Source organism: Halogranum amylolyticum, from assembly GCF_900110465.1.
Taxonomy (GTDB): domain Archaea; phylum Halobacteriota; class Halobacteria; order Halobacteriales; family Haloferacaceae; genus Halogranum; species Halogranum amylolyticum.
Window position 1 is genome coordinate 91,423 of the sequence record NZ_FODV01000012.1, and the last position, 22,408, is coordinate 113,830.

A 22,408-nucleotide genomic window follows, 5' to 3' on the forward strand; every position below is an offset into this window, starting at 1 on the left:
TCCTCTTCGCCGTCAACGGCGAGGCTTCCCACGCATGGGGAATACCAGTTAGTCGTCGCTGGCAGAGGATTTCGACTCTTGAAACGCCGTGAGCGTCATCTGCGCTGGGACGCTCTTCTCACGGTGAGTCGTGGCGGTGTCACTACCGCTCCCATCCCGAGGTGAGTCATCGCGTTCCGCCTTGTCAAGCGGGACGCTCTCTCCCCACGGGTCAACCCGTCGTGCAATATTTGCGGAAGCGTTGATGTCGGCCTGAAACGTCGAAACGTGGCAGTCGTTGTGTGGACACCGAAACTCGGCCTGCGAGTCCCGCCGACCGATACGGTGGCACGAGTGGCACGTCTGCGAGGTGTACGCCGGATTCACGTACTCAACCGGGACGCCCGCTTCCGTCGCCTTGTCTTCGATGCGTCCTTGGAGTCGGGCGAACGCCCACGAGTGAAGACGACGGTTCATGTACTTCCCGTAGTCGAGCCGTTCGCGGATGTACGTCAGATTCTCCATCACCAACACCGGGTTCTCGAACTGTCGGGCGTACTCAACGGCCTCCCGAGACGCCTTCTCCACGATGTCGGTGAGCGCATTCTGGTAGTGGTCGTATCTCTCGTCGGTACGCCACTCCGAAGCGTCACGCTCTTGGAGTCGTTTCAGGGTCGTGTACATCTCTTTGCGGAGATGCTTCGCTCTGCTTCCGCTACGCACGAGCGGGTCAGTCGGAGAACCATCCTTGAGGGCACAGCCCGTGATGAGGGCGGTTTCTCCGATGTCTAAGCCGATATGCGTGGCGTCACCGTCTGTTGCTGGTTCTTCGACTGGGTACTCGACGGTGACGTGTAGTACCCAGTTCTTCCGGTGTTTCTGGAGCCGAATCTGACCAGCCTTTGCATCTTCGTTCACGAGATCGTGCCACAGTTCTTCTTGTTCTGGATTGATTCGGAGTGGAATCCAGAAGTTCGTCCCCCGACCGGGACGTGGAACCCACCACGTAAACTCGTAGTCGCGTTCTTCGGAGTGGTCAAACTTCGCGGCTTGGTTCGTGAGCCGTATCGGATGGTCGTCATCCAGTTCGTTGGCATTGTACGTCTTACGGAGTTTCGGGACGTAGTTGCACAGGGCTGCCTTCGACTGATACGGTAGGTCGTAGGGCGTCACGATGTCGCTGACTGCCGACATGGTACTTGCCCCGGCGTCGAACGCCTCTTGTAGACTGTCACGATACGTTTCGAGCAGGTCGTAGAGTTTTGACTCCTTGTGTGTCGTCGGTGGGGCGAACGTCGCTTCGAGCGTCTTAGTCGCCGTTTCCATCGGAGTCTAATCCTTTCTCGATGAGTTCTGCGTAGGCTCGTGGATGCCTGATTCCGTGTTTACGAGCATATTCTTTGACTCGCTCGTGGAGTGAACCACCACGGTCTATGTCTATTTCAGTTCGAACACGATTTTGTACGTTTCTTTGTAACTAAAAGGTTGGAATCGGGTATTCAGATGAACAACGTAGGGCGGGTTGTGTCCCAGTTGTCGGATTCACGCCCGCCCTGAGGGGCGGGAGTCTCTCCTTGCTAAAAGATAGCCCCTACGAGACGGTCACTCGAGCGCCTCGGCGACGCGGAGACCGGACGCGCCGACGGTGTCGCCACCGTCGCTGCCACGCTCATCGCAGTTCGGCGTGTTCCGTCGACCGATCGCGGTTCTGCTGTGGCTCGTCGTCCGTCTGTTCGTCGTCTCCCTGCTCGCCGGTCAACTCCTTCCGGAGGAGGTATCTCGTGAGACGGTACAGGACGTAGCTGAAGACGCCGAACGCCACCAGTTCGATGAGATAGAGTTCGGCCGCCTCGACGAGCGTCACCTGTTCGAGCACGACGCTCCGGGTCGCCGACAGGACGGCGTAGGCGACGAAGAGTGTCAGCGCCGGCATCGTGACGAGAAGCACGCCGACGACGAGTAGCCACAGTTTTTCGACGTCGGAACCGGTGTCGGTCGTCATCTCGCTCCTCCCGGCGGGCCATCTGTCTCACGGGAAACTGGAGGGGGATCCGCCGTCGACTGTCGCTCTCGGTGGGACTCCATACTCGACTTTGTAGACGATAGCGTATAAATCGTTCTCTCAAATGACGGTTCGAGAGAATCACCTGGGTATTATTGCTGAACCGGGATCATACGGCCGGGATAGGGAATATCCTCCCATGGTCAGTTCAGTAATCAAAAAAGTCGCGCCCCCCGGTATCGGTACCGATAACCAGAGGCCTACGAACGCTGCTCGTCGTCTGAGTCGCCGACGTTGATCTTCAGACTCTCGCCGCTCTCTTGGTCCTGGTCCTGTTGTTCGCTGCCGAACAGTCGCTGTCGGAGGTTGCCGGCGAGCGACTCGACCTGGTTACGCACCGTGGCGACCTCCTCCTCGAACTCCTCGACCGAGCGTTCGACGTAGTAGACCCGCTGTAGCGGGATGCGGCGGACGATATCCTGGCCGTCCTGTTCGTCGGTCTTGAGGATCCAGTGGTCCTGGAAGTACGCGACGTGTTCGTTGTCGACCTGCTTCTCGACGGTCTCCCCGTCGGGATCTTCGTAGACGATCGTCGCCTGGCCGAGTTCTTCGTCCGTCATAGCGACACCGTCGCCCGCGAGGTAGGTATGTGCTGTGGCCGTCGAGAGTGCGAGCGGTCACGAGAGTCGAATCGGGCGAGAGTCGCGTCGGTCACGAACGGGCGCAGAAGGAAAGGAGTGAGTTCGGATCGGGCGTGCTCCTACAGCGGGAACAGCGTCGAGAGCACGAGCACCGAGACGAGACCGGTGACCGAGATGATCGTCGTCACGACGGTCCACGTCTGGAGCGTCTCGGCCTGCGTGAGGCCGCCGATCTCCTTGACGAGCCAGAACCCCGAGTCGGGGTACCACGAGCAGATGTTACCGCCGGCGCCGATCGCCATGACGAGGTACGCCGTGTGGACGTTCAGTTGCCCGGTCAGCGGTGCCATGATGCCGGCGGCGGTGAGCATCGCGGCCGTCGCCGACCCCTGTGCGATGCGGACGATGGCGGCGATGAGCCACGCGGTGACGAGCAGGCCGATGCCGATTCCCTCGAGGCCGTTGGCGAGGTACGACCCGATCCCCGAGGCGGCCAGCAGCGCGCCGAACGCGCCACCCATCGCGGTGATGGCGGCGATGTTGCCGCCGCTCTTCAGCGCCTCGGTGAGTTCGCTCTCCCACTCGGAGCGTGCGAGGTCGGTCCACCGGAGGTAGATGAGCGCCGCGGCGATGGCCGCGACGGTCAGCGCGACGTTCTTGTCGCCGAAGAACGCGACGGCGGGTTCGATAGTCGTGAGTGCGCCCGAGAGCGCAGGGAGCGCCTGCTGCAGCGGGCCGAGAGCCGTCGACGCCCCGACCAGTGCGACGGCGATGACGATGGGAGCGACCGACTCCAGCACGCCGGGGAGCGCACTCGAGTCGCGCTCGGCGCGTTCTTCGAGCTCCTCGGTCGTCGTCCCCATCGTATCGCGCAGCGGGATGTCGATGCGGTTGTTGATCCACCGGCCGTAGACGAGTCCCCCCATCGTCGCTGAGGGAACCGCGACGGCCGCGCCGACGAGCATCGTCGTGCCGAGGTCGGCACCGATCTCGCTGGCGACTGCCAGCGGGCCGGGCGTCGGCGGGACGAACACGTGAGTCGTCGCCGCACCCGCGCCGACGACGACGATGTAGAGCGCGTAGTTGTCACCGATCCGGGCGCGCATCGACCGCGCCAACGGTGCCAAGAGGTAGAAGACGCTGTCGAAGAACACCGGGATCGCGAGGACGGTCGAACTCCCCCACAGCGCGACGTCGGAGTTCTCTCGCCCGAGGAGCGACTGGAACGAGCGGACGACGCGCTGGGCCGCCCCGCTCTCGAGCATCGACTTGCCGATGATGGCGGCCATCAGGATCGGGATCCCGATGCCGGCCATCCCGTTGCCGAACGCGGTCGCCGTCTCGGTCGCCGCCTGACTGAACGCGAAGTCGGGGACGAACACGGCGTTAACGAGGCCGACGGAGAACGCCGCGACCGTCAATCCGATGAACGCCGGGAGGTCCCAGACGACCAGTAGTAGTACCACCAACGCGAGTCCGACCGCGAACGTCACGAGCGGACTGTGTGCAAATTCAATTGCCATGTGTGCCGCGTTCGCATTTCTGTACTCCATTGAAAATAATTTCTAACGACAATGGATAACATAAACGTCCGGGATATAGAATAAACGATTACCGTACTATTTCAACAATCATTATGGAGTCGATGGTCTGTGCTCTCGTCGACGACGACGGGGAAGAGAGACGACCGGCAGTGAGTCCGGAGACGGAGAGGAGAGTCGGAAGAACAGACGGGGAGACGGTCGGCGACGGTGTCCAGTCAGCGACGGGAGACGGTCGTCAGTACGTCGTCTTTCGGCCGGGCAGTCACGGCCGCCGAGAGGTTCAGCTGCGTGTCTGGCGTGAGTTCGAGGTGGAACCGCTGGTAGATGGTCGCCAACAGGAGGCGCGCTTCGAGCATGGCGAAGCGGTCGCCGATACAGCGCCGCGGCCCCGCCGCGAAGGGGAAGTACGCCAGTTTCGGTAGCGACTTTTCGAATTCCGGGGTCCAGCGGGTCGGTTTGAACGCCAGCGGGTCGTCGTACCACCGCGAGTCGCGGTGGACGACCCACTGGTGCATCCGAACCGTCGCGCCCGTGGGGATCTCGTAGCCGCCGACGACGTCCGGTTTGACCGGTTCGCGGACGATGCCGGGAACGGGCGGGTAGAGACGCATCGACTCCTTGACCACCTGTTCGGTGTAGGTCAGTTCCGAGAGATCGGCCATCGTCGGCGTCTCGCCGTCGAGCACCTCGTCGAGTTCCGCGACGAGTCGTCGCTCGGCCTCGGGGTGGCGGGCGAGCGCGTAGGCCGTGAACGTCAGCGAGAGGGCGGTCGTCTCGTGACCGGCGAGTAGCAGCGTCACTACCTCGTCGCGGATCTGTTCGGTCGAGAGCCCTTCGCCCTCCTCGTCGGTCACGTTCAACAGCATCGAGATCACGTCGCGCTCGCCGGGGTCGTCGCGACGGTGTTCGATCATTTCGTAGACGACGCGATCGAGTCGATCGCGGGCGCGTCGGATCCGCCGCCGCGAAGGCGTGGGAACCCCCTCCGGGAGGACGTAGTTCGAGAGGTTGTCGGACGCCTGCATGAACTCCTCCAGCGCGAGCGCCACGTCGTCGACGTACCCTTCGATGTCGACGCCGAACAGTGCCCGAGCGACGATGTGGAGCGTCACCTCCATCATATCCTCGTGGAACGGGCGCGTCTCGCCGTCGGCCCACGTCGACAGCAGGTCCTCGATACAGTCGGTCATCATCCCGGCGTACTCCTGGATGCGGTCCGGGCCGAACGCGGGTTGGATGAGGTGGCGGTTGCGACGCCAGATCGCCCCCTCGCTGTTCAGGATGCCGTTGCCGGTGATGGGAGAGAGCGTCCGCTGGAACGCATCACCCTTGATGTAGTTCTGGTTGTTCTGAACGAGGACGTGCTCGATGTGTTCGGGGTGGTTCAACTGGTAGACCGGTCCGTCGATCTCGGTCCATCCGACGACGTCGCCGTACTCTCGGGCGTTCTTCGTCATGAACTCGAAGGGGCGACGCACGAACGCGAGATAGTTGCCGACGACCGGGAGACCGTCCGGGCCGGGTGGCATCTCCGCTGCGGTGGGCGTGTCGCTACTCATCGACTCTCGCTTCGGCCCCGACGCCCCTCTAGCTGGTTGCGAGCATCCTAGGTGTATTCAAGTAGCGTCGGCGACGACGTTCGGGACGGACCGGCCACGAGACGGGGACGACCGAGCGGTCGAACCGTCGGTCGGCCGAACACGGGAGACTACCGATGCGCTATGCGACAGTGACGCTCCGCTGGACCGACGGACAGCTCCACCCGGTCGACGACGTCTTCGCGCGGGAAGACGCGATCGCGGTCGAGGCGATCCACTACGTGAGTCCCGGTCCCACGGGACAGTACGTCGAACTGCTCGAACTGCGCGGCGACCTCGATCGAGCGGCGACAGTGCTCGAGGCCGCATCGGACGTACTCGCCTTCGACATCACGGGGTCCGAGGGCCGCGGCGTCGCGTACGTCCAGTGTCGGACCGCCGGACTGGTGAGCGACCTGCTCGCGACGCTCCACGACCACGAGATCGTCGTCGACTGGCCCGTCCACTACCGAGAGGACGCCACGGCGCGCGGTCTCCGGCTGACGGTGCTCGGAACCGACCGGGCGATCCAGCAGGCGGTGGCCGACCTCCCGCCGACGCTCGATCTCACCCTCGACCGGATCGGCGAGTACGAACCGGAGACGGGACGGCTCTCGGGACTCCTCACCGACCGCCAACTCGAGGTACTCGACGTCGCGGTCCGGGCGGGCTACTACGAGATCCCTCGCCGGACGACCCACCGCGAACTCGCGGCGGAACTCGATCTCGCGACCGGGACGGTCAGCGAACATCTCCAACGGATCGAGTCGAAACTGGTTTCGGCGCATCTCGGTGGTCGAACGCCGACCCCACACGACTGAGTCGCAGAAATAGTTGTACAAGTTCTCTTCGTCTACGCGTCAGACCGGTTTGTAAATACAGCGAGCAACCCCATTTTCTCTTCGTTTTTCTACTTTCGATGGTTAATATTGTGAAAACACGGGAGTGAGCACTTCAATTCGCCTTATTTATTTTGAATACAATCAGAACTATAAATGAGATGGGTGTTTACTATTGCTAGTTGTTTAAGTAGTTACGTCGATCGTCTCCGGAGAGATCTCGTTCGCGATCGAAATCCACTGATACTACCCCTCCGTAGGGAGACCGTGACCAGAGTGTCGGCGACGAGCGAGCGACTGTTCGCTGGCTATCCCGGACGGATGCTGGCGACTCTCTCGCTGTCGTGGGGGGTGCTCCAACTGGGACGGAACCTCCTGTCGCCGTTGCTGCCGACGATAATCGCCGATCTCGGCATCACGGACGCGACCGCAGGCGTCGCGCTGGCGGTGTTTCAGGGCGTCTACGCGCTCACGCAGTATCCCGGCGGCGAGTTCTCCGACCGCTGGACGCGCGCGACGCTCATCGTCCCCGGCCTCGTCGTCCTGGTACTCGGGTTCGCGACGTTCGGCCTCGTGGGCGGTCTGGCGGGGTTCCTCGTCGCCGCCGCCGTCACCGGCCTCGGGAAGGGGTTGTTCGCCATCCCCTCGCGTGCGCTCCTCTCGGATCTCTACGTCGAGCGCCGCGGCCGCGCGCTGGGACTGTACGCCGCCGGAACCGACTTCGGCGGGCTGCTCGCGTCGGGGGTCGCTATCCTCACGCTCACCTACGCGACGTGGCGCACGCCGTTCGTCCCGGTGGCGCTCGTCCTCGCCGGACTCGCCGTCCTCTTCGCCCACTGGTCGACGGAAGGGTACGCCGTCGGCACGCCGTCGCTCGACGTAGGCGGGACCGTCGGCCGCCTCGTCGCTACCCCCGCCCAGCGGCGGACGCTCGTCGCCTTCGCGCTGTTCTACTTCATGGTCGGCGGGTTCGTCAACTTCTTCCCGACGTTCCTCATCGAGACCAAGGGGTTCTCCCATCGACTCGCCAGCGCGGCGTTCGCCATCGTCTTCGCCGTCGGCATCGCCGTCAAGCCGGTCGCGGGAAGTGTGAGCGACCGGTTCGGGCGCGAGTCGATCGCCGTCAGCGGTCTCCTCGTCGCGGCCGTCTCTCTCGGCGTCCTCGCCGTCACTGACGTCCGGCTTCTCGTCTACGGTAGCATCCTCGTCCTCGCGTTGGGCTACAAGATGGAGTTCCCGCTGGCCGACACCATCGTCCTCGACAACGCCCCCGACGGCGACATGGGCGCGGACCTCGGCGCAGCACGCGCGCTCTTCCTCGGGGCGAACGCGCTGGGACCGGCGTACGTCGGTATCGTCGCCACCTACGCCGATTACGTCGCCGCGTTCGCCGGGCTCGCCGCCTGCCTGCTCGTCGCTGCTGGACTGCTCTACTGGGAGCGGTGAGTGTGCTCGGCGTCGAAAACGGAGAGCGACCGGTCGGCGTGTGAGAGAGGATGCCTCTGTGCTGTCGTCGCGTTCGTCGCGTGCCCGTGATAGCTGTTGGCCGTGCCCGTCGCGACGGTGGCGGCGGTCGAACCTGCCCAGCTCGGTAGTTCGGCTCTGCAGGACGGACGCTCGGATCGACGTCGCCGGGCGTTACATCGATACGTGTGTAAACTCTTGGAGGGGAATTGGTGTCCTCTCAAATCAAACTAAAGTATGTGGAAATTCGAGAGGAGTGGACGACTTCGGATCGACCGTCCGATCGATTGCACGGTCAGGGTTGAAGGCAGGCTCTAGCTCGTGATTCGGGGTCGACTAGCCGTGCAAGAGGAGCCTCTCTTGCCGCGGTCGACGAACGGCCGTTCTGCGGACGAAAAGTTGAGAAACAAAGGTTACGTCTCGATCGGGTTCGGGGTCGGTGCGATAGAGCGTGTTCCGACGGAATCGAGCGTTCGAGCCCCCTATAAGGCCGTAATCGTTCGACACGACGCCGACCGAGCGGGCCTGGCTGAAGGCGTCAGCGCTTGACGAACGTCGAATGTTGAGGTCTTCGCTCGCGCTGCCGAGAGTATCTAACTACTTTTATACGCACAGCAGCGAAGAAACGTTCTCGACGGGTGCGTTGCCGCCGGTTCTGCTCCGCGTTCGGCGTCGGTGTTACCAAAATACTTATTTGTAATTTAACAGTTCTCTCGCCATGGACCGAGATCCCACCCGACGGGCGTTGCTCGGAGCCGTTCTCGGTGCCGGACTCGGTGGTGCGGCGCTTTCACCTGCGTCCGGGTATCTCGACACGTTCGCTCCGCTCAGCGGCCGGGCGTGGGCGGGGGCGAGACAGACTGTCCCAGACACCGTCGATAGCCCACACGGAAGTGCGACAGTCACCTACGACGACTACCACGTCCCGCACGTGGAGGCGACGAATGAGGAAGCCGCATACTTCGCGGTCGGGTACGTCCACGCGGCCGACCGACTGTTCGAGATGGATCTCGTCCGGCGACTGATGGACGGACGGCTCGCGGCCGCCGTGGGCGAGCGAGCGCTCGACTCCGACCGGTTCCACGCGAAGATGGACTTCCGCGGCGCCGCCGAGGCGTCGGCCGAAGCGTTGTCCGGGACGCGTGCCGAGGCGCTCACAGAAGCCTATGCCGACGGTGTCAACGCCTACGTCGAGACGGGACCCGAACCACTGGAGTTCGGACTGCTCGGATACGAGGCGACCGAGTGGACCGTCGTCGACACGCTGCTCGTCAGCACGCAGATCTCGTGGGGGTTGACCGGGAGTTTCACGACGCTCAAGCGAGCGGTACTCCGACAGAAGCTAGACGAGGAGACCTACCGGCGGTTGTACGAGATACCTTTCGACCACGGTGCACCGATCGTCCGCGAGTCGACGACGGGCACGGTCGAGGGGGTCGATGGCTTCGAACGCACCGACCGGACCGACGCGCTTCGAGACGTCGATTCGGAGTTCGTCGACTGGTTGGCGACGTTCGAACCGCCGCCGCTGTGGGGGTCGAACCACTGGGCGGTCGCGGGTGAGCACACCGACAGCGGGTCGCCCATCCTCGCCTACGACCCGCATCTGACGCTGATGGCCCCGCCCGTCTGGTACGAACAGCACGTCACGGTCGGCGACGTCGACGTCCGCGGTGCGACGTTTCCCGGCGTCCCGTTCGCCATCGTCGGCGAGAACGCTCACCGCGCGTGGGGGTTCACCAACACCGGCGCGGACGTCGTCGACTTCTACACCTACGAGACCGACGGCGACCGATACCGGTATCGCGGCGAGTGGCGCGAGTTCGAGACCGAGACCCGGACGATCGAGGTCGCAGACGGCGAGAACCGGGACGTCGAGGTGCGCAAGACGGTCCACGGGGCCTACCTCGACAGGGAGGTGAACGGCGAGACCCGCCACGTCGGCGTCTCGTGGACCGGGATGAGCGGGACGCGCGAGGCCGAGGCCATCTACGAGTTCGGTCGGTCGACCGGCGTCGACGACTACCGCGAGGCGTTGCGGAAGATGGACGTTCCGACGCAGAACGCGCTTTACGTCGACGACGAGCACGTCGACTACAAGGTCAGCGGCCGGATCCCGGTACGCCGTGTCGACGGGAAGATCGTCCGCGGCGACCGCGTGTTCGACGGGTCGGCCGGCGAAGCCGAGTGGGAGGGGTTCGTCCCGTTCGGTCAGAGCAGTTGGGAGGGGTTCGTCCCGTTCGAAGAGAAACCGGGCATCGTCGATCCGGGATACGTCGGGACGGCGAACCAGCGGCCGGCCGACGACCCGACGTACCCGATCGGCCAGCACTACGCCTCGGGGTTCCGCGGTATCCGCATCTACGAGCGACTGGACGAACGCGTCGAGAGTGGACGGCCGGTCGACCGCGAGTTCATGCAGTCCGTCCAGCGCGACACGCTGGACGTCAGAGCACGCATGCTCGTCCCGGCCATCCTCGACGTTCGCGACCGGTTGTCCGACGCGGTAGAGCCGTGGGTCGACGCACTTGCCGACTGGGACTACCGGATGGACCGCGACTCCGAGGCAGCACTCGCCTTCCGCTGGTTCTACGAGTACTTCCGCGAAGCGGCGTGGCAGGAGGATTTCGAGGCGATTGGGTTAGACAAAGCGTGGTGGCCCCAGGAGTGGATACTCGTCACCCTGCCGCCGGACCACGAGTTCTTCGGCGGTGACCGCGCCGCTGTCGTCGCCGACGCGATGGAGCGAGCGGTCACGAGGATCGACGAGGAGGGATGGGCGGTCTACGGTGATTACCATCGGACGACCATCGACCACCAGTTCGGCGGCCAACTGTCGGCGCTGAACTATCCGCAGTACCCCACGGACGGGACGGCGTTCACCGTGTTCAACGTCCACGACGATGCGAGTCACGGTAGCAGTTGGCGACAGGTCTCGCCGATGGCTGGCGACTCCGTCTCGGTCATCCCCGGCGGACAGGACGGGTCGTACTTCTCCGAGCACTACCACGACCAACTTCGGCTGTGGGCCGACGGCGAGTACAAGCCGATGTCGTTCACCGTGCCGGCGGACGGCGAGACCATCGACTTTCGAGGTGGGGACGAATGAGCGAAGACGGAGCGACCGGTCTGGGAGGCGGCGGCTCCAGCCTCGACGGTCGCGAACCCACGTGGACGCCGCAGTGGCTGGCAGCGATTCGGAGACGCCGTCGGTACCGACTCGTCGCACTCGTCGGGGCGACACTCGTCGGCGTCGGCCTCGCCTCGGTGCACTGGCTCGGTCTGTTCGTCGCGGGAGCGCTCGTCGGACTCGTCAGCGAGACGCTATCGCGGGCCGTAGTTGCCGGCCTGACCGTCGGTCTCCTCGTGTTGGTCGCACAGCTGTTCGTGACACCCGCGATGAGTGCGAGTGAGTTCGTGACCCTAGCTCCCGCCTCGTACGTGGCCATCGTGGCTGCAGTGGTCGCTCCGGTGTGGGGGTCGCTCGTCCGAGGCGTCCTGTAGGGACCGACGGTCGGTGTGTTCTGTGGAGACCGCGATCGTGCAGGTCACTGACGCTCGACGAGTGTCGATGACGACGCTTATCCGCCTCTCGACCACACCGTCGCCTATGCCAATCGAACCCGGTGACACAGTCACCGTCGAGTACGTCGGCCGTCTCGAAGACGGACACGTTTTCAACACGTCCCGGTACGAGGTCGCGGCGGAACACGGATTGGTCGAAGCGCAGGGGGCGACGCGGGAGGAGTACACGCCGCTGACGTTCACTGTCGGGACGGACGCCGTCATCGCGGGTCTGGACGAGGCGCTCGTCGGGATGACGGCGGGTGAGACGGCGTCCGTGACGGTTCCTCCCGAGGAGGCCTACGGGGAGTTCGACGACGAGCGCGTCCGTCGTTACGACGCCGAGACGTTCGAGGCGATGGTCGGGCAGGATCCCGAGGTCGGTCTCCACGTCCACGCGGAGAACGGGCTCCACGGCGACGTGACCGCCGTCCGCGACGGGGAGGTCGAGGTCGACTTCAACCACGAACTCGCGGGTAAGACGCTCGTCTTGGAGATCGAAGTCGTCGACGTTCGGTGACGAACCTCGACGACCGCGACCGACTCACAGGTCGCCGCGACACTCGGGACAGCGCGTCGTCACCGACAGCCCCATCGTCCCCGTCTGCCGACGTCCGAGCGACGCCCCGCAGTGAGGACAGGTGGGACCGTCGTCCGGCATGTCGTCCGTCTGGTGGGTGGAGGTGTGCGTCATCACCTATGTGACACGTCCCCAAGGGGCTTAAGCGCTGTTGCCGAACGAGCGGCGCGTCGCGAGAGACCGACACACACACACGTATTTCCGTCTCACGGCCGTGTCTCCGTCCATGACACGGGGGTCGACCCGACGACGGCTGCTGTCTCGCGGTATCGCCGGTGCGCTCGCGGCGCTCGCCGGCTGTAGCCAGACGTCCACGACGTCGACGCGGACGGACGGAGCCTCGTCGACGACGGAGTCCCCGAAGTCGACGGCTGCGACCCCGGACGCGGTCGCACTGGAGACGGTCGCGACCGGGTTCGACGCGCCGGTCGCCGTCGCGTTCGTCCCCGGCGAAGACCGGGCGTACGTCGCAGACCAGGTCGGCGAGATCGCCGTTCTCGAGTCGGAGAGCCGCCGCGACGAGCCGTTTTTGGATCTGCGAGACTCGATCGAGTTCGGCGGCGAGCGGGGGTTGCTGGGGCTGGCACTCCACCCCGAGTTCGCCGAGAACCGGCGACTCTACGTGCGATACAGCGCGCCGCGACGAGCGGGGACGCCGTCGAACTACAGCCACACGTTCGTCCTCGCGGAGTTTCGGGCGACGGCAGACGGACGGCGGGTGAACCGGGAGACCGAGCGGACGATACTGGAGGTCCCGGAACCGCAGGGGAACCACAACGCGGGTGACGTCGCGTTCGGACCGGACGGCTACCTCTACGTCGCCGTCGGTGACGGCGGTGCCGGCGGCGACCAGGGAACCGGCCACGTCGAAGACTGGTACGACGGGGTCGACGGCGGCAACGGACAGGACGTGACCGAGAACCTCCTCGGGAGCATCCTCCGCATCGACGTCGACGAGCGAGCGGACGGGAGACCGTACGGGATCCCCGACGACAACCCGCTCGTCGGCCGTGATGGCCTCGACGAACACTACGCCTGGGGGTTCCGGAACCCGTGGCGGTTCTCGTTCGACGAGGCGGAGCTGTTCGTCGGCGACGTCGGACAGAACCGATACGAGGAGATCGACCTCGTCGAGGCGGGCGGCAACTACGGGTGGAACGTCAAGGAGGGATCACACTGCTACGGAGCCGACGAGTGTCCGGACGGAACGCCCGACGACGTCCGCGGCGGGGAACCGCTCGTCGACCCCATCGTCGAGTACCCTCACGCCGGGGACGGCGTGAGCGGTATCTCCGTCATCGGCGGCTACGTCGCTCGCGGACCCGCGTTGCCGGCGCTGGAGGGGGCGTACCTGTTCGGCGACCTGCAGACGGACGGACGGCTGTTCGCGGCGAGACGGCCGGACGGCGGTGGCGACGGTGGCGGCGGACGGTGGTCCGCGACGGTGGTCGATGTCGTCGACCGAGACCGTGGAAAACTCGACCGGCTGCTCTCGTTCGGCCGTGACCACGACGGCGACGTATACGTGCTGGGCGTCGGGAGCGACGGGGGCGGCGTCTATCGGCTCGTCACGCCGACCGAGGGGTGAGAAAGAGGGCGTCGGCGTCGCTCGCCGCTGCCGCGGACACAAGGCACTTACCGAAGGCGGCTGACTCTCCGATGACAGCGGTTCACAAGTCGACTGGGGTTTCAGGCTGCCGACCGCTGTCCCCGCTCGCACCAGGCTGCCACCCTGGTGTCTCTTTGTCTCCCCCGACGCCACGGTCCCCAGAGCGATCAGTCGTCGGAGAATCGGATCGACCGACGACGTCGTGGTCTCAGGACAGTTGAGCGGCGACGTCGGTCGACGAGACCATCCCGACGTAGTCGTCGTCGACGACCGGGAGATGTTTGATCTCGAAGGTGGTCATCATCGCGGCGACCTCCTCCATGAATAGATCGGGGGTGACGGTCTCGACGGGAGTCGTCATCACGTCGGCGACGCGGACGCCTTCGGGGTCGCCGCCCTCGGCGACGACGTCGAGGACGTCGGTGCTAGTGATGATCGCCGCCTCGGTCGTCGGGACGAGAAGCGAACTGATCCCTCGCTCGCGCATCTGCGTCGCCGCCTCTCTGACCGTCGCATCCTTCGAAATCGTCGCGACGGGCGACGACATGATATCCTCGACGCGTGTTCGACTGTCGGTGTTCATACCATGTCACTGTCTGCAACTGACTTGGCTGTTCCCCCGACGTCGCCGGCGGTCCGTCACGTATCGTGTCCTCTCGGAGAGAACGTAGTTCGGGCCGCAACGGCGCAGAATCCGCGCGACGAAACAGGGTGAATTATACATAACCCGTTCGACGGGTGAGGCAACGAAGCGGGACGGATCGACGTCCGTCCCACCTCCCTACCATGAGTGAGTCATACGATGTCGTCGTCGCCGGTGCGGGTCCCGCAGGTGCGCAGTGTGCGCGCGACCTCGCCACTCGCGGCCACGACGTAGTGCTTCTCGAGACGGAAGCAGAGGCAGAGTTCCCGCGAGCGAGCAACAAGTCGACGGCCGGCACGTTCCCGTCGACGATGACGACGTTCAACGTCCCCGACGAGGTGGTGATGAACTACACCGACGACGTCGTCATCGAGTCGCCCAACGACTACTACAAGTACGGGCAGACCGGTGCCGTCCTCGAGTTCGCAGACTTCAAGAACTGGCTCGTCGACGAAGGCCGCGCCGAGGGTGCGGAGGTCCAGTTCGACGCCCGCGTCAGCAGACCGCTGATGGAGGGCGGCGAGATCGCTGGCGTCGTCTACAACGGCGACGAGGAGATCCGCGCCGACATCGTCGTCGACGCGACGGGACCGAGCGCCCCGCTGGCGCGGAAGCTCGGTATCGCCGACCTCAAGCGGGAGCACCAGGCGATCGGCATCGAGTACGAGTTCACCGGCATCGACACCGACGCCGACGGCTACGCGGACGTCGCCGACGCGATGATGCTCCGTCTCGACCACGACATCGCGCCCGGCGGCTACTCGTGGATCTTCCACACCGGCGAGGACACCGCGAAGGTCGGCGTCTGTTACCTCCAGAACGGCGCTCACTCCGACAACGCCCGCGAGGGATTCACCATCGACGACTATCTGGAGTACTGGCTCGACAACGACCCGCGCTTCGCCGAGGCCGAACCCATTGAGGGCAAACAGCACCGCGGGTCGGCGCACATCCAGATGCCCACCTCGCTGTCGACGGACAACTTCATGGCGGTCGGCGACACGGTGCCGACGCTCGACCCGCTGTGGGGCGAGGGGATCGACAAGTGTATGCGCTCCGGGCGGGCCGCCGCGGCCACCGCAGACAGCTGTCTCACTCACCGGAGTCGCGACACCAGCGCCCACAACATGGCGGTCTACGATCGACTGTGGCACCGCGACGTCGCCCCCGACATGCGGAAGCGACTCGTGATGACCGAACTGCTCTACCTCAGTTCGAACGACCGGTACGACGACCTCATCGCCGACCTGAACGACAGCGACGCCGAGATCGCTCAGAACGCCAACCGCGGGAACCTCCTCTCGATGCTCCACCTCCTGAAGCGCGAAGACGTGCCGGTGCTCGCCCGGTACGCCCGGATGCAGCTCGAACGCCGCTTCGACTTCCTCTAGAGACCGAACCGCAATCTTCCTCAGCCCCGCTCCCCAACGGCGAGTCGTGACGCTTCTCGACTCGCTTCCGGCCCGTCCGCTCACGCTCGACGAAGGCGAAGAACTCGCAGAGTCCGACACCGTCGCTCCACTCACCGTGCTGACTGCCGACGCGGACGAACACCGACAGGGCGTCTACACGCTGTTCGTCACCAGCGACGGCGGGTCGCGGGCGTCCGTCCTCGGCTTCGACCCCGAGGCCGACGGGTGGACCGTCGTCGAGTCGTGGACCGAAACCGAATGGACGCCCCGGAAGCAGGAGGACGCGCTCGCGGCGTTCGTCGAGAGCCACTACGGCGACGTCGAACAGGAACGGATGAGCGCCGCCCGCGGAGCAGGCTCCGAATCCCCGTAGGACGGTCGACGCCGCATTCGGGGTCGTGCGTGGTCATCTCGCCGAATCTATCGATGATCGATGCGTCCGACTAGGTTGTGTTCTTTATTCCCTTCGACGAAATAATGTATGCATTGTCTTGTATTTACAGAGACACTTATACACAGAGACAAACGATGACACGAAAGTTCGAGTGTCCAGGCTGCGACAACGTCTGGCTCAAGAAGTCGGGACTGCTCGGCGTGCGACGCGAGGGGTACGCGAAGGTGAGCGACCGCTCGGGGATGTGTGACCGCTGTCGCTACGTCGAAACCTTCTGAACGTCCGCTCACGCCGCCAGTCGTCGGTCCCCGCCGCCGACGTGACACAATCCGTAGTCGACACCTGCGACGAGCAGCAGCACTCCGAGAAAGACGAACCACGCATCGAGTCAAACGCCGCGTGAACGACACCTGCGAGGAGGGCGATGGAGAGCTATCTGTTCGGGGACACGAATGGCGGACCGTTCGGTTCGGTGATGCTAACGGTTCGCTCGGCGACGCGCTCAGTCCTTGATCTCGGCGAACAGCTCCCGGTCGGCCTCCAGCGACGCCGACAGCTCCTCGTCGGTGTCGACGCCGAGCAGCGACTCGAATTCCAGCGGGTAGTGGTAGCTGTCGCGGCGGGCGTTCCGCCGGGCGTTTAGCACCTGACGGTACTTCCGCACGGCCTCCTCACTCGCGTCGAGCGCCGACGCGCAGGCGGTGTCGTCGCGTCCCGCCTCGAGGAGTCGCAGGAGTTCACGCAGGTCGAACGGCGCTTCCGAGTCCTCCGGCCGGAACAGCTGGAGGTCGAGACGAGCCTGCGCGACGGCGTCGGCGTCGACGCCGAGGTCGTCGGCGACGTCGGCGTCGGAGCGTCCGGCGTAGAAGCCTCTCACGACGGTTACGAGTGCCGCGTCGTCGAGCGGCGAGCGGAAGTCGAACCGCTCGCGCATCTCGGCGACCAGGTCGGCGAGCGTCTCCTCGATCTCGCGGTCGCTGGGGACGTCACCGACCCGCGTCGCTGTCTCCTGTCTGTCGGTGAAGGTGGTCACGGGGCTCAACTTCAGGAATATCTCTCGAAGTTCGTCTGTCTTGGTCGTCATAGATGGAGCAGATCGCACGCGGCGGCGCTTGGGGAACGCGGCCCGAAATACGGCGGTCGATAGAGAGCGTATCAACGAAGCTATCAGACTTGTCGACACCAGGGACGCTCCCGAAAGCGGGCGCTCGGCGGCGAAATGGCGACTACAGATAGGTTCCCAGAGGAGATAAACCACTCGACCCGTCGTTCGGACAGAAATATAATAAATACAGAGTGTTTTCTGATTTATACTTTCCATAGCTATATCTATCGTCATACCTGTGTCTGACACGAATGGAGGGGAGAAGCGATCGGAGTGAGACGGAGGGTTCACGCCCTCTCACTGGCGAGTTCGGCACATCGCTCGACTCGGACGAGGCGGCGTTCGCACAGACGCTCGTCGAGACGCTCGCTGCAGGGGTCGTCTCCGTGGACGAGTCGGGGACGATCGTCTACGCGAACCGGGCGGGGGCGTCGCTGGCTGGCTACAGCCCCGAGGAACTCGTCGGCGAGCCGGTCCGGACGATCGTCCCGGAGCGACCCGTCGACTGGTACTCCCGATCGTTCGAGCGCTGTGTAGAGAGAGACCGACCGCTCGAAGCCACCACGTTCGAGCGGTACGTCCGACACAAAGACGGACACGACGTTCCAGTGACGGTCAGCTTCTGCGAACAGACGCAGGACGGACAGCAACTGTTCACCGTCGTTCTCAGAGAGCGGACGGACCGCTCCGAGTCGGCGTCGTCGGCCGAGAACCGAGACCACCAGTTCCGGGCGTTGTTCGAGGCCGTCGAGGAGTACGCCGTCTACCGCCTCGATCCGGACGGACACATCCAGACGTGGAACCGGGGTGCCACGACGATGACCGGCTACGAGGAAGACGAGATCCGCGACGGTCATCTCTCGGTGTTCTATCCGTCGACCGCAGTCGAAGCGGGAATCCCCGACGAGACGCTGGCGACGGCGAGGAGAGAAGGAAGCATCGAAGTCGAGGGGTGGCGGGTCCGCAAGGACGGCACGCGCTTCTGGGCGAACGTCACGATGACGGCGATCCGTGACGACGACGGTGAACTCACCGGCTACGCGAAGATCGTTCAGGATCGGACGGCGGAGCGTCGAGACGAGAGTCGGCGACAGCTCCTCGCCGACGTTAGCCGCGGACTCGCCAAGTCGGAGACGATCGACGGCGGTCTTCGAACGGCGCTGACGACGCTCTGTACGCTGACGCCGGTCGACTATGGCGAGGCGTGGATACCCGCCGACTCGGAGACGAGTCTCGAGCGCGCCGCCGTCGTCGATCCGGACGGTCACGTCGACACGACCGAACGATCGTGGTCACCGGACGACCGGACACGACTCGACGCGTTGGCCGAGCGGGTCGCACGGCGAGGCGAGTCGGCGTGGTCGTTCGATCTTCGGGGGCCGTCGACGGCGGCGGCCGACGCGTGGCAGACGGGAGACGAGTGGAGCGCACTCGGCGTCCCCGTCGAGGCCGACGGGTCGGTCGTCGCCGTCCTCGTGGTCGCCCGCTCGGGAGAACACGACCGGGGCGACCGCGAGGACGACCTACGAGAGACGATCGAGGTCGCCGTGAGCAGCCTCGGTCCGATGATCGCCCGCAAACGGGCCGAGGCCGACCTCGAACGCGAACGGGCGTTCTTGGACCAACTGCTGAAGACGAGTCCGGTCGGTATCGTCGTCGCGGAACCCGACGGAACTATCACGCGCGTGAACGATCACGTCGAACGACTGTTCGGACTCACCGCCTCCGAGACGATCGGTCGGAGGTACGACCAACTGGGGCGGAAGATCTACGACGAGAACGGCGACCGTCTCACCGTCGAGGAGTTCCCCATCACGCGGGTGTTCGAACGGAACGAACCGGTGTTCGACTACGAGTTCGGCATCGCTCGGTTCGACGGCGAGGACCGGTGGCTGTCGGCCAGTAGCGCGCCCGTCCGGACGACCGACGGTGACGTCGAGCAGGTCGTCGCGGTGGTGCGCGACGTGACGGAGAGAAAGCGGCACGAACGGGAACTCCAGCGTCGACTCACCCAACAGCAGGAGCTCACCGAACTCGGGCAGGTGGCGCTGGAGACGAGCGACGTCGACGGACTGTTCGAGGAAACCGTCCACGCGCTCCGTGACACTCTCGACGTCGACGGCTGTACCGTGTTCCGTCACGAGCGGGATCGCGACGAACTGTCGGTTCGGGCGGACGCCGGCAAGTTCTCCGGCGACGACCCGACCGCGGCCGTCACGGCGACGCAGGACTCACAGGTTGGTCACACGCTCCACACCGGCGACCCGCTCGTCGTCGACGACGTCGACGCCGAGACGCGTGTTCGGACCGTCCTGCCGCGCGACCGCGACGTCGTCGCCGGGATCACGGTCCGTATCGGGTCCGAGGAGCGACCGTGGGGCGTGCTCGTCGCCGCCGCCACCGACCCGGAGACGTTCTCGACGCACGACCGCAACTTCGTCCAGAGCGTCGCGACGCTGCTCACCGCGGCGGTCGAGCGAGAGCAGGCGGACCAGAAGGTGCGAGCGTTTCGCGAGGCGGTCGAGCAGGCGGGTCACTCCATCTACCTCACCGACGTCGACGGAACCATCGAGTACGTCAATCCGGCGTTCGAGCGACTCACCGGCTACGACGCGAGCGAGGTGATCGGCGAGAACCCGCGTCTGCTCCAGTCGGGCGTCCACGCGGAGTCGTTCTACGCCGACCTCTGGGAGACGATCCTCGACGGCGAGGTGTGGCACGGGGAGGTGACGAACGAACGGAAGTCGGGCGAGCGGTTCACCGTCAACCAGACGATCGCCCCCGTCACCGACGACGACGGCGACGTCGAGCGGTTCGTCGCGGTGAACGCGGACATCACCGCGCAGAAAGAGCGCGAACGGACGCTCGAACGGCAGCGTCGGTCGCTCGAACGGGTCCGACAGGTCACGGAGAGCCTCCGACCGCTCAACCGGGCGCTCGCACGCGCCTCGACCCGCGACGAGATCGAACGGACCGTCTGCGAGCAGTTGACGACGTCCGACGCGTACCAGTTCGCCTGGTACGGCAGCTACAACCCGGCGGTCCACCGAGTCACGCCGAGCGTCTGGTGTGAAGATATCCTCCCGGGCGTCGACAGTCTCGACGAGGTCGACGTCGAGTGGTGGGAGACGCTCGCTCGGGCAATCGAGACGGGAGACGTCCACGCTGAGACGAGTCTCGACACCGAGGACGGACTGCCGCCCTGGACGACGGTTTCCCCTGAGACAGAGACAGAGTACGAGACGGCCGCGGCGGTCCCCATCGTCTTCGACGACACCGTCTACGGCGTCGCCGGCGTCTACTCGACGCGGCCGAACGCGTTCGACGAGTACGAGCGAGCACTCCTCGGGGAACTCGGCGAGCGCGTCGGCCACGCACTCGACGCCGCACGGAACAAACAGCTGTTACACACCGACACGGCCGTCGAACTCGAGTTCCGAACGCGGTCGCCCGAGTCCGTCTACACCCTCGTCTCCGAGGAACTCGGCTGTCGGCTCACGCTCGAATCGATGGTTCCCACGGCGAAAAACCGATTCGTCGGCTACATCGCCGTCGACGGGGCCGCTCCCGAGACGGTCCGGGACCGACTCGTCGAGTCGTCGACGGTCCACACCACACGCGTCGTCCACGAACAGGGGACGACCGGCACCCTCGAGTGTATCGTCGACAACTCGCCCGTGACGACGCTCGTCAACCACGGGGCGACGATCCGATCGGCGGTCGTCGAAGACGGCGTCGAGACGATCCGAGCGGAGGTGGCACCCGAGACGGACGTCCACGAGATCACCGACGCGATGCAGGCGCGTTACTCGGATACGTCGTTCGTCGCCAAACGGACCATCGATCGACCGGTACGCGAGTTGGCGGCCGAACAGCAGGAGTTCGGCGAGACGCTGACCGACCGGCAACGCGAAGTGCTCGAACTCGCTTACCACGGCGGGTTCTTCGAGTCGCCACGGGAGTCGACGGGTGAGGAACTGGCCGAGTCGCTCGGTATCAGTTCGCCGACCTTCTACGTCCACATCCGAAACGCGTCTCGAAAGCTTCTGGAACAACTGCTCGACGACCCCGACCACTCCGACCGCTGAGCCACGGCGGTTCGGAGCGGACGTCTCCGATTTCGACCGACGACTCGACATCCTCGGAGCGCCTGTCGTCTCCGATATTTGATATAATATTCTAGTCACTAGCTGACTAGAGTGGCAGTTTTCGGGGTGAGAGAGAAACAGCCAACTGGAATGACATCGGCGCACGCACGTCAGTCGGCGCGGTCCAGCCACGAGCTCCCGAAAGACCTCGCGTTCGCACTCTTGAGCGACCAGCGACGTCGGTACGTGCTGCACGCACTCCTCCGGGAGGAGGGGGTGGCGACGATGAGCGAGTTGCGCGACCGCCTCGTCACGTGGGAGGACGACGTCGATGGTGCCGAGATCACGGCGGAACTGCGCGAGGTCCATCTGCCGAAGTTCGAAGCGGCGGGTGTGGTGGCGTACTACACCGCCTCCGACGTCGTGGAACTGCTCGAACCGGCCACCGACCTCGTCCCCTACCTCGAACTCGCCGCGACCGACGACTTCCAGGGCGACGCCGACCCACAGTCGAATGCGAGGTGACAGGACTGCCAACCCGAAGCGACGGTCGACCCGGTACCGACGGCTCGTCGTCGACCTCCTGTGTGAACATACGACGCTGACGGTGGCGGATCTCGCCGACGAGATTGCCGCCCGCGAACACGACGCGTCGCTCGATGACGTCGAACCGACGACCGTGGCCGACGTCTACTTCGAGCTCTGTGAGACGCATCTCCCGACACTGGCCCGCGCGTCGCTCGTCAGCTACGACGCGGAGCGGGAACTCGTCTCGCGACCGGGGTACGGCACCGACGTCTCGGTGACCGCCATCGACGTTCGGCTCCCGTCGGTCGACGAATCCAACTCGTCGTGACGTCCACCGACGCCCGCGACAGCCGTTCTCTCGGCGGTATCTAGTTATCTAGGGCACGTCTTTGTCACCGGTGACTTCCTCTGTTGGGACGTCCCTCGATGGAGTCTTCCG

General features: G+C 64.9%; 20 protein-coding genes. 12 read left to right on the forward strand and 8 right to left on the reverse strand.

The annotated features are described in order from the left end of the window. Window positions 1-48: 48 nt before the first annotated feature. The 5 genes from BSG17_RS17770 to BSG17_RS17790 form a co-directional block, all read right to left on the reverse strand. Window positions 49-1,305 carry an RNA-guided endonuclease TnpB family protein gene (locus BSG17_RS17770; protein WP_089826496.1) on the reverse strand — a complete coding sequence of 419 codons (1,257 nt, stop codon included), beginning with the start codon at window positions 1,303-1,305 and terminating at the stop codon, window positions 49-51. A gap of 343 nt (window positions 1,306-1,648) precedes the next feature. Further along, window positions 1,649-1,981, reverse strand: a complete 333-nt coding sequence (locus tag BSG17_RS17775) for a hypothetical protein (RefSeq protein ID WP_089826498.1) — start codon at window positions 1,979-1,981, stop codon at window positions 1,649-1,651. A 260-nt stretch (window positions 1,982-2,241) separates the two neighbouring features. Further along, window positions 2,242-2,601 (reverse strand): hypothetical protein, encoded by a 360-nt coding sequence (locus tag BSG17_RS17780; protein ID WP_089826500.1) that lies wholly within the window; start codon window positions 2,599-2,601, stop codon window positions 2,242-2,244. 140 nt (window positions 2,602-2,741) lie between these two features. Further along, window positions 2,742-4,145 (reverse strand): GntP family permease, encoded by a 1,404-nt coding sequence (locus tag BSG17_RS17785; RefSeq protein ID WP_089826554.1) that lies wholly within the window; start codon window positions 4,143-4,145, stop codon window positions 2,742-2,744. Window positions 4,146-4,381: 236 nt separating this feature from the next. Beyond that, complete coding sequence (locus BSG17_RS17790) at window positions 4,382-5,725, reverse strand: cytochrome P450 (RefSeq protein ID WP_089826502.1); 1,344 nt, start codon at window positions 5,723-5,725, stop codon at window positions 4,382-4,384. Window positions 5,726-5,880: 155 nt separating this feature from the next. Between BSG17_RS17790 and BSG17_RS17795 the strand changes: the two genes are divergently transcribed. From BSG17_RS17795 to BSG17_RS17815, 5 genes are all read left to right on the forward strand, one after another. Beyond that, complete coding sequence (locus tag BSG17_RS17795; protein WP_089826503.1) at window positions 5,881-6,564, forward strand: helix-turn-helix domain-containing protein; 684 nt, start codon at window positions 5,881-5,883, stop codon at window positions 6,562-6,564. A 339-nt stretch (window positions 6,565-6,903) separates the two neighbouring features. Beyond that, window positions 6,904-8,028, forward strand: coding sequence for an MFS transporter (locus tag BSG17_RS17800; protein ID WP_089826556.1), 1,125 nt, complete (start codon window positions 6,904-6,906; stop codon window positions 8,026-8,028). 736 nt (window positions 8,029-8,764) lie between these two features. Then, window positions 8,765-11,155: a penicillin acylase family protein gene (locus tag BSG17_RS17805; protein WP_089826505.1), complete on the forward strand. Its 2,391-nt coding sequence runs from the start codon at window positions 8,765-8,767 to the stop codon at window positions 11,153-11,155. Next, window positions 11,152-11,550 (forward strand): hypothetical protein, encoded by a 399-nt coding sequence (locus BSG17_RS17810; protein WP_089826506.1) that lies wholly within the window; start codon window positions 11,152-11,154, stop codon window positions 11,548-11,550. Before BSG17_RS17805 ends, BSG17_RS17810 begins: the two co-directional genes overlap by 4 nt. Before the next feature lie 106 nt (window positions 11,551-11,656). Continuing rightward, a complete protein-coding gene (locus BSG17_RS17815; protein WP_089826558.1) occupies window positions 11,657-12,130 on the forward strand; it encodes an FKBP-type peptidyl-prolyl cis-trans isomerase in 474 nt (157 codons plus the stop codon). A 24-nt stretch (window positions 12,131-12,154) separates the two neighbouring features. Here BSG17_RS17815 and BSG17_RS27145 read toward each other — a convergent pair whose 3' ends face one another. Beyond that, window positions 12,155-12,304: a hypothetical protein gene (locus BSG17_RS27145; RefSeq protein ID WP_170864854.1), complete on the reverse strand. Its 150-nt coding sequence runs from the start codon at window positions 12,302-12,304 to the stop codon at window positions 12,155-12,157. A 112-nt stretch (window positions 12,305-12,416) separates the two neighbouring features. On the opposite strand from BSG17_RS27145, the gene BSG17_RS17820 reads away from it, so the two are divergent. Next, the gene (locus BSG17_RS17820; protein WP_089826508.1) at window positions 12,417-13,778 is read left to right on the forward strand and encodes a PQQ-dependent sugar dehydrogenase; all 1,362 of its coding nucleotides are present in this window, start codon (window positions 12,417-12,419) and stop codon (window positions 13,776-13,778) included. A 229-nt stretch (window positions 13,779-14,007) separates the two neighbouring features. Here BSG17_RS17820 and BSG17_RS17825 read toward each other — a convergent pair whose 3' ends face one another. After that, complete coding sequence (locus BSG17_RS17825) at window positions 14,008-14,382, reverse strand: CBS domain-containing protein (protein ID WP_089826510.1); 375 nt, start codon at window positions 14,380-14,382, stop codon at window positions 14,008-14,010. A 203-nt stretch (window positions 14,383-14,585) separates the two neighbouring features. Between BSG17_RS17825 and BSG17_RS17830 the strand changes: the two genes are divergently transcribed. From BSG17_RS17830 to BSG17_RS27150, 3 genes are all read left to right on the forward strand, one after another. Further along, window positions 14,586-15,833, forward strand: a complete 1,248-nt coding sequence (locus BSG17_RS17830; RefSeq protein ID WP_089826511.1) for a digeranylgeranylglycerophospholipid reductase — start codon at window positions 14,586-14,588, stop codon at window positions 15,831-15,833. Window positions 15,834-15,879: 46 nt separating this feature from the next. Continuing rightward, window positions 15,880-16,227: a DUF7964 domain-containing protein gene (locus tag BSG17_RS17835; protein ID WP_089826513.1), complete on the forward strand. Its 348-nt coding sequence runs from the start codon at window positions 15,880-15,882 to the stop codon at window positions 16,225-16,227. Between the two features lie 155 nt (window positions 16,228-16,382). Continuing rightward, the gene (locus BSG17_RS27150; protein WP_170864855.1) at window positions 16,383-16,526 is read left to right on the forward strand and encodes a hypothetical protein; all 144 of its coding nucleotides are present in this window, start codon (window positions 16,383-16,385) and stop codon (window positions 16,524-16,526) included. Window positions 16,527-16,750: 224 nt separating this feature from the next. Here the strand turns inward: BSG17_RS27150 and BSG17_RS17840 are convergent, their stop codons facing one another. Continuing rightward, window positions 16,751-17,332, reverse strand: a complete 582-nt coding sequence (locus BSG17_RS17840) for a hypothetical protein (RefSeq protein WP_089826515.1) — start codon at window positions 17,330-17,332, stop codon at window positions 16,751-16,753. Between the two features lie 272 nt (window positions 17,333-17,604). On the opposite strand from BSG17_RS17840, the gene BSG17_RS17845 reads away from it, so the two are divergent. The 3 genes from BSG17_RS17845 to BSG17_RS17855 all read left to right on the forward strand — a co-directional run bounded on the left by BSG17_RS17845 (window position 17,605) and on the right by BSG17_RS17855 (window position 22,297). Further along, window positions 17,605-21,441, forward strand: coding sequence for a PAS domain S-box protein (locus BSG17_RS17845; RefSeq protein ID WP_089826517.1), 3,837 nt, complete (start codon window positions 17,605-17,607; stop codon window positions 21,439-21,441). A 150-nt stretch (window positions 21,442-21,591) separates the two neighbouring features. Beyond that, complete coding sequence (locus BSG17_RS17850) at window positions 21,592-21,966, forward strand: DUF7344 domain-containing protein (protein ID WP_089826519.1); 375 nt, start codon at window positions 21,592-21,594, stop codon at window positions 21,964-21,966. Next, a complete protein-coding gene (locus tag BSG17_RS17855) occupies window positions 21,956-22,297 on the forward strand; it encodes a DUF7344 domain-containing protein (protein WP_089826522.1) in 342 nt (113 codons plus the stop codon). Before BSG17_RS17850 ends, BSG17_RS17855 begins: the two co-directional genes overlap by 11 nt. Window positions 22,298-22,408: the final 111 nt, after the last annotated feature.

Excerpts from the sequence above, each read along its gene's own strand:
- BSG17_RS17770 (WP_089826496.1), bottom strand. The coding sequence starts at position 1,305 with ATGGAAACGGCGACTAAGACGCTCGAAGCGACGTTCGCCCCACCGACG.
- BSG17_RS17775 (WP_089826498.1), bottom strand. The coding sequence starts at position 1,981 with ATGACGACCGACACCGGTTCCGACGTCGAAAAACTGTGGCTACTCGTC.
- BSG17_RS17780 (WP_089826500.1), bottom strand. The coding sequence starts at position 2,601 with ATGACGGACGAAGAACTCGGCCAGGCGACGATCGTCTACGAAGATCCC.
- BSG17_RS17785 (WP_089826554.1), bottom strand. The coding sequence starts at position 4,145 with ATGGCAATTGAATTTGCACACAGTCCGCTCGTGACGTTCGCGGTCGGA.
- BSG17_RS17790 (WP_089826502.1), bottom strand. The coding sequence starts at position 5,725 with ATGAGTAGCGACACGCCCACCGCAGCGGAGATGCCACCCGGCCCGGAC.
- BSG17_RS17795 (WP_089826503.1), top strand. The coding sequence starts at position 5,881 with ATGCGCTATGCGACAGTGACGCTCCGCTGGACCGACGGACAGCTCCAC.
- BSG17_RS17800 (WP_089826556.1), top strand. The coding sequence starts at position 6,904 with ATGCTGGCGACTCTCTCGCTGTCGTGGGGGGTGCTCCAACTGGGACGG.
- BSG17_RS17805 (WP_089826505.1), top strand. The coding sequence starts at position 8,765 with ATGGACCGAGATCCCACCCGACGGGCGTTGCTCGGAGCCGTTCTCGGT.
- BSG17_RS17810 (WP_089826506.1), top strand. The coding sequence starts at position 11,152 with ATGAGCGAAGACGGAGCGACCGGTCTGGGAGGCGGCGGCTCCAGCCTC.
- BSG17_RS17815 (WP_089826558.1), top strand. The coding sequence starts at position 11,657 with ATGCCAATCGAACCCGGTGACACAGTCACCGTCGAGTACGTCGGCCGT.
- BSG17_RS27145 (WP_170864854.1), bottom strand. The coding sequence starts at position 12,304 with ATGACGCACACCTCCACCCACCAGACGGACGACATGCCGGACGACGGT.
- BSG17_RS17820 (WP_089826508.1), top strand. The coding sequence starts at position 12,417 with ATGACACGGGGGTCGACCCGACGACGGCTGCTGTCTCGCGGTATCGCC.
- BSG17_RS17825 (WP_089826510.1), bottom strand. The coding sequence starts at position 14,382 with ATGAACACCGACAGTCGAACACGCGTCGAGGATATCATGTCGTCGCCC.
- BSG17_RS17830 (WP_089826511.1), top strand. The coding sequence starts at position 14,586 with ATGAGTGAGTCATACGATGTCGTCGTCGCCGGTGCGGGTCCCGCAGGT.
- BSG17_RS27150 (WP_170864855.1), top strand. The coding sequence starts at position 16,383 with ATGACACGAAAGTTCGAGTGTCCAGGCTGCGACAACGTCTGGCTCAAG.
- BSG17_RS17840 (WP_089826515.1), bottom strand. The coding sequence starts at position 17,332 with ATGACGACCAAGACAGACGAACTTCGAGAGATATTCCTGAAGTTGAGC.
- BSG17_RS17845 (WP_089826517.1), top strand. The coding sequence starts at position 17,605 with ATGGAGGGGAGAAGCGATCGGAGTGAGACGGAGGGTTCACGCCCTCTC.
- BSG17_RS17850 (WP_089826519.1), top strand. The coding sequence starts at position 21,592 with ATGACATCGGCGCACGCACGTCAGTCGGCGCGGTCCAGCCACGAGCTC.
- BSG17_RS17855 (WP_089826522.1), top strand. The coding sequence starts at position 21,956 with ATGCGAGGTGACAGGACTGCCAACCCGAAGCGACGGTCGACCCGGTAC.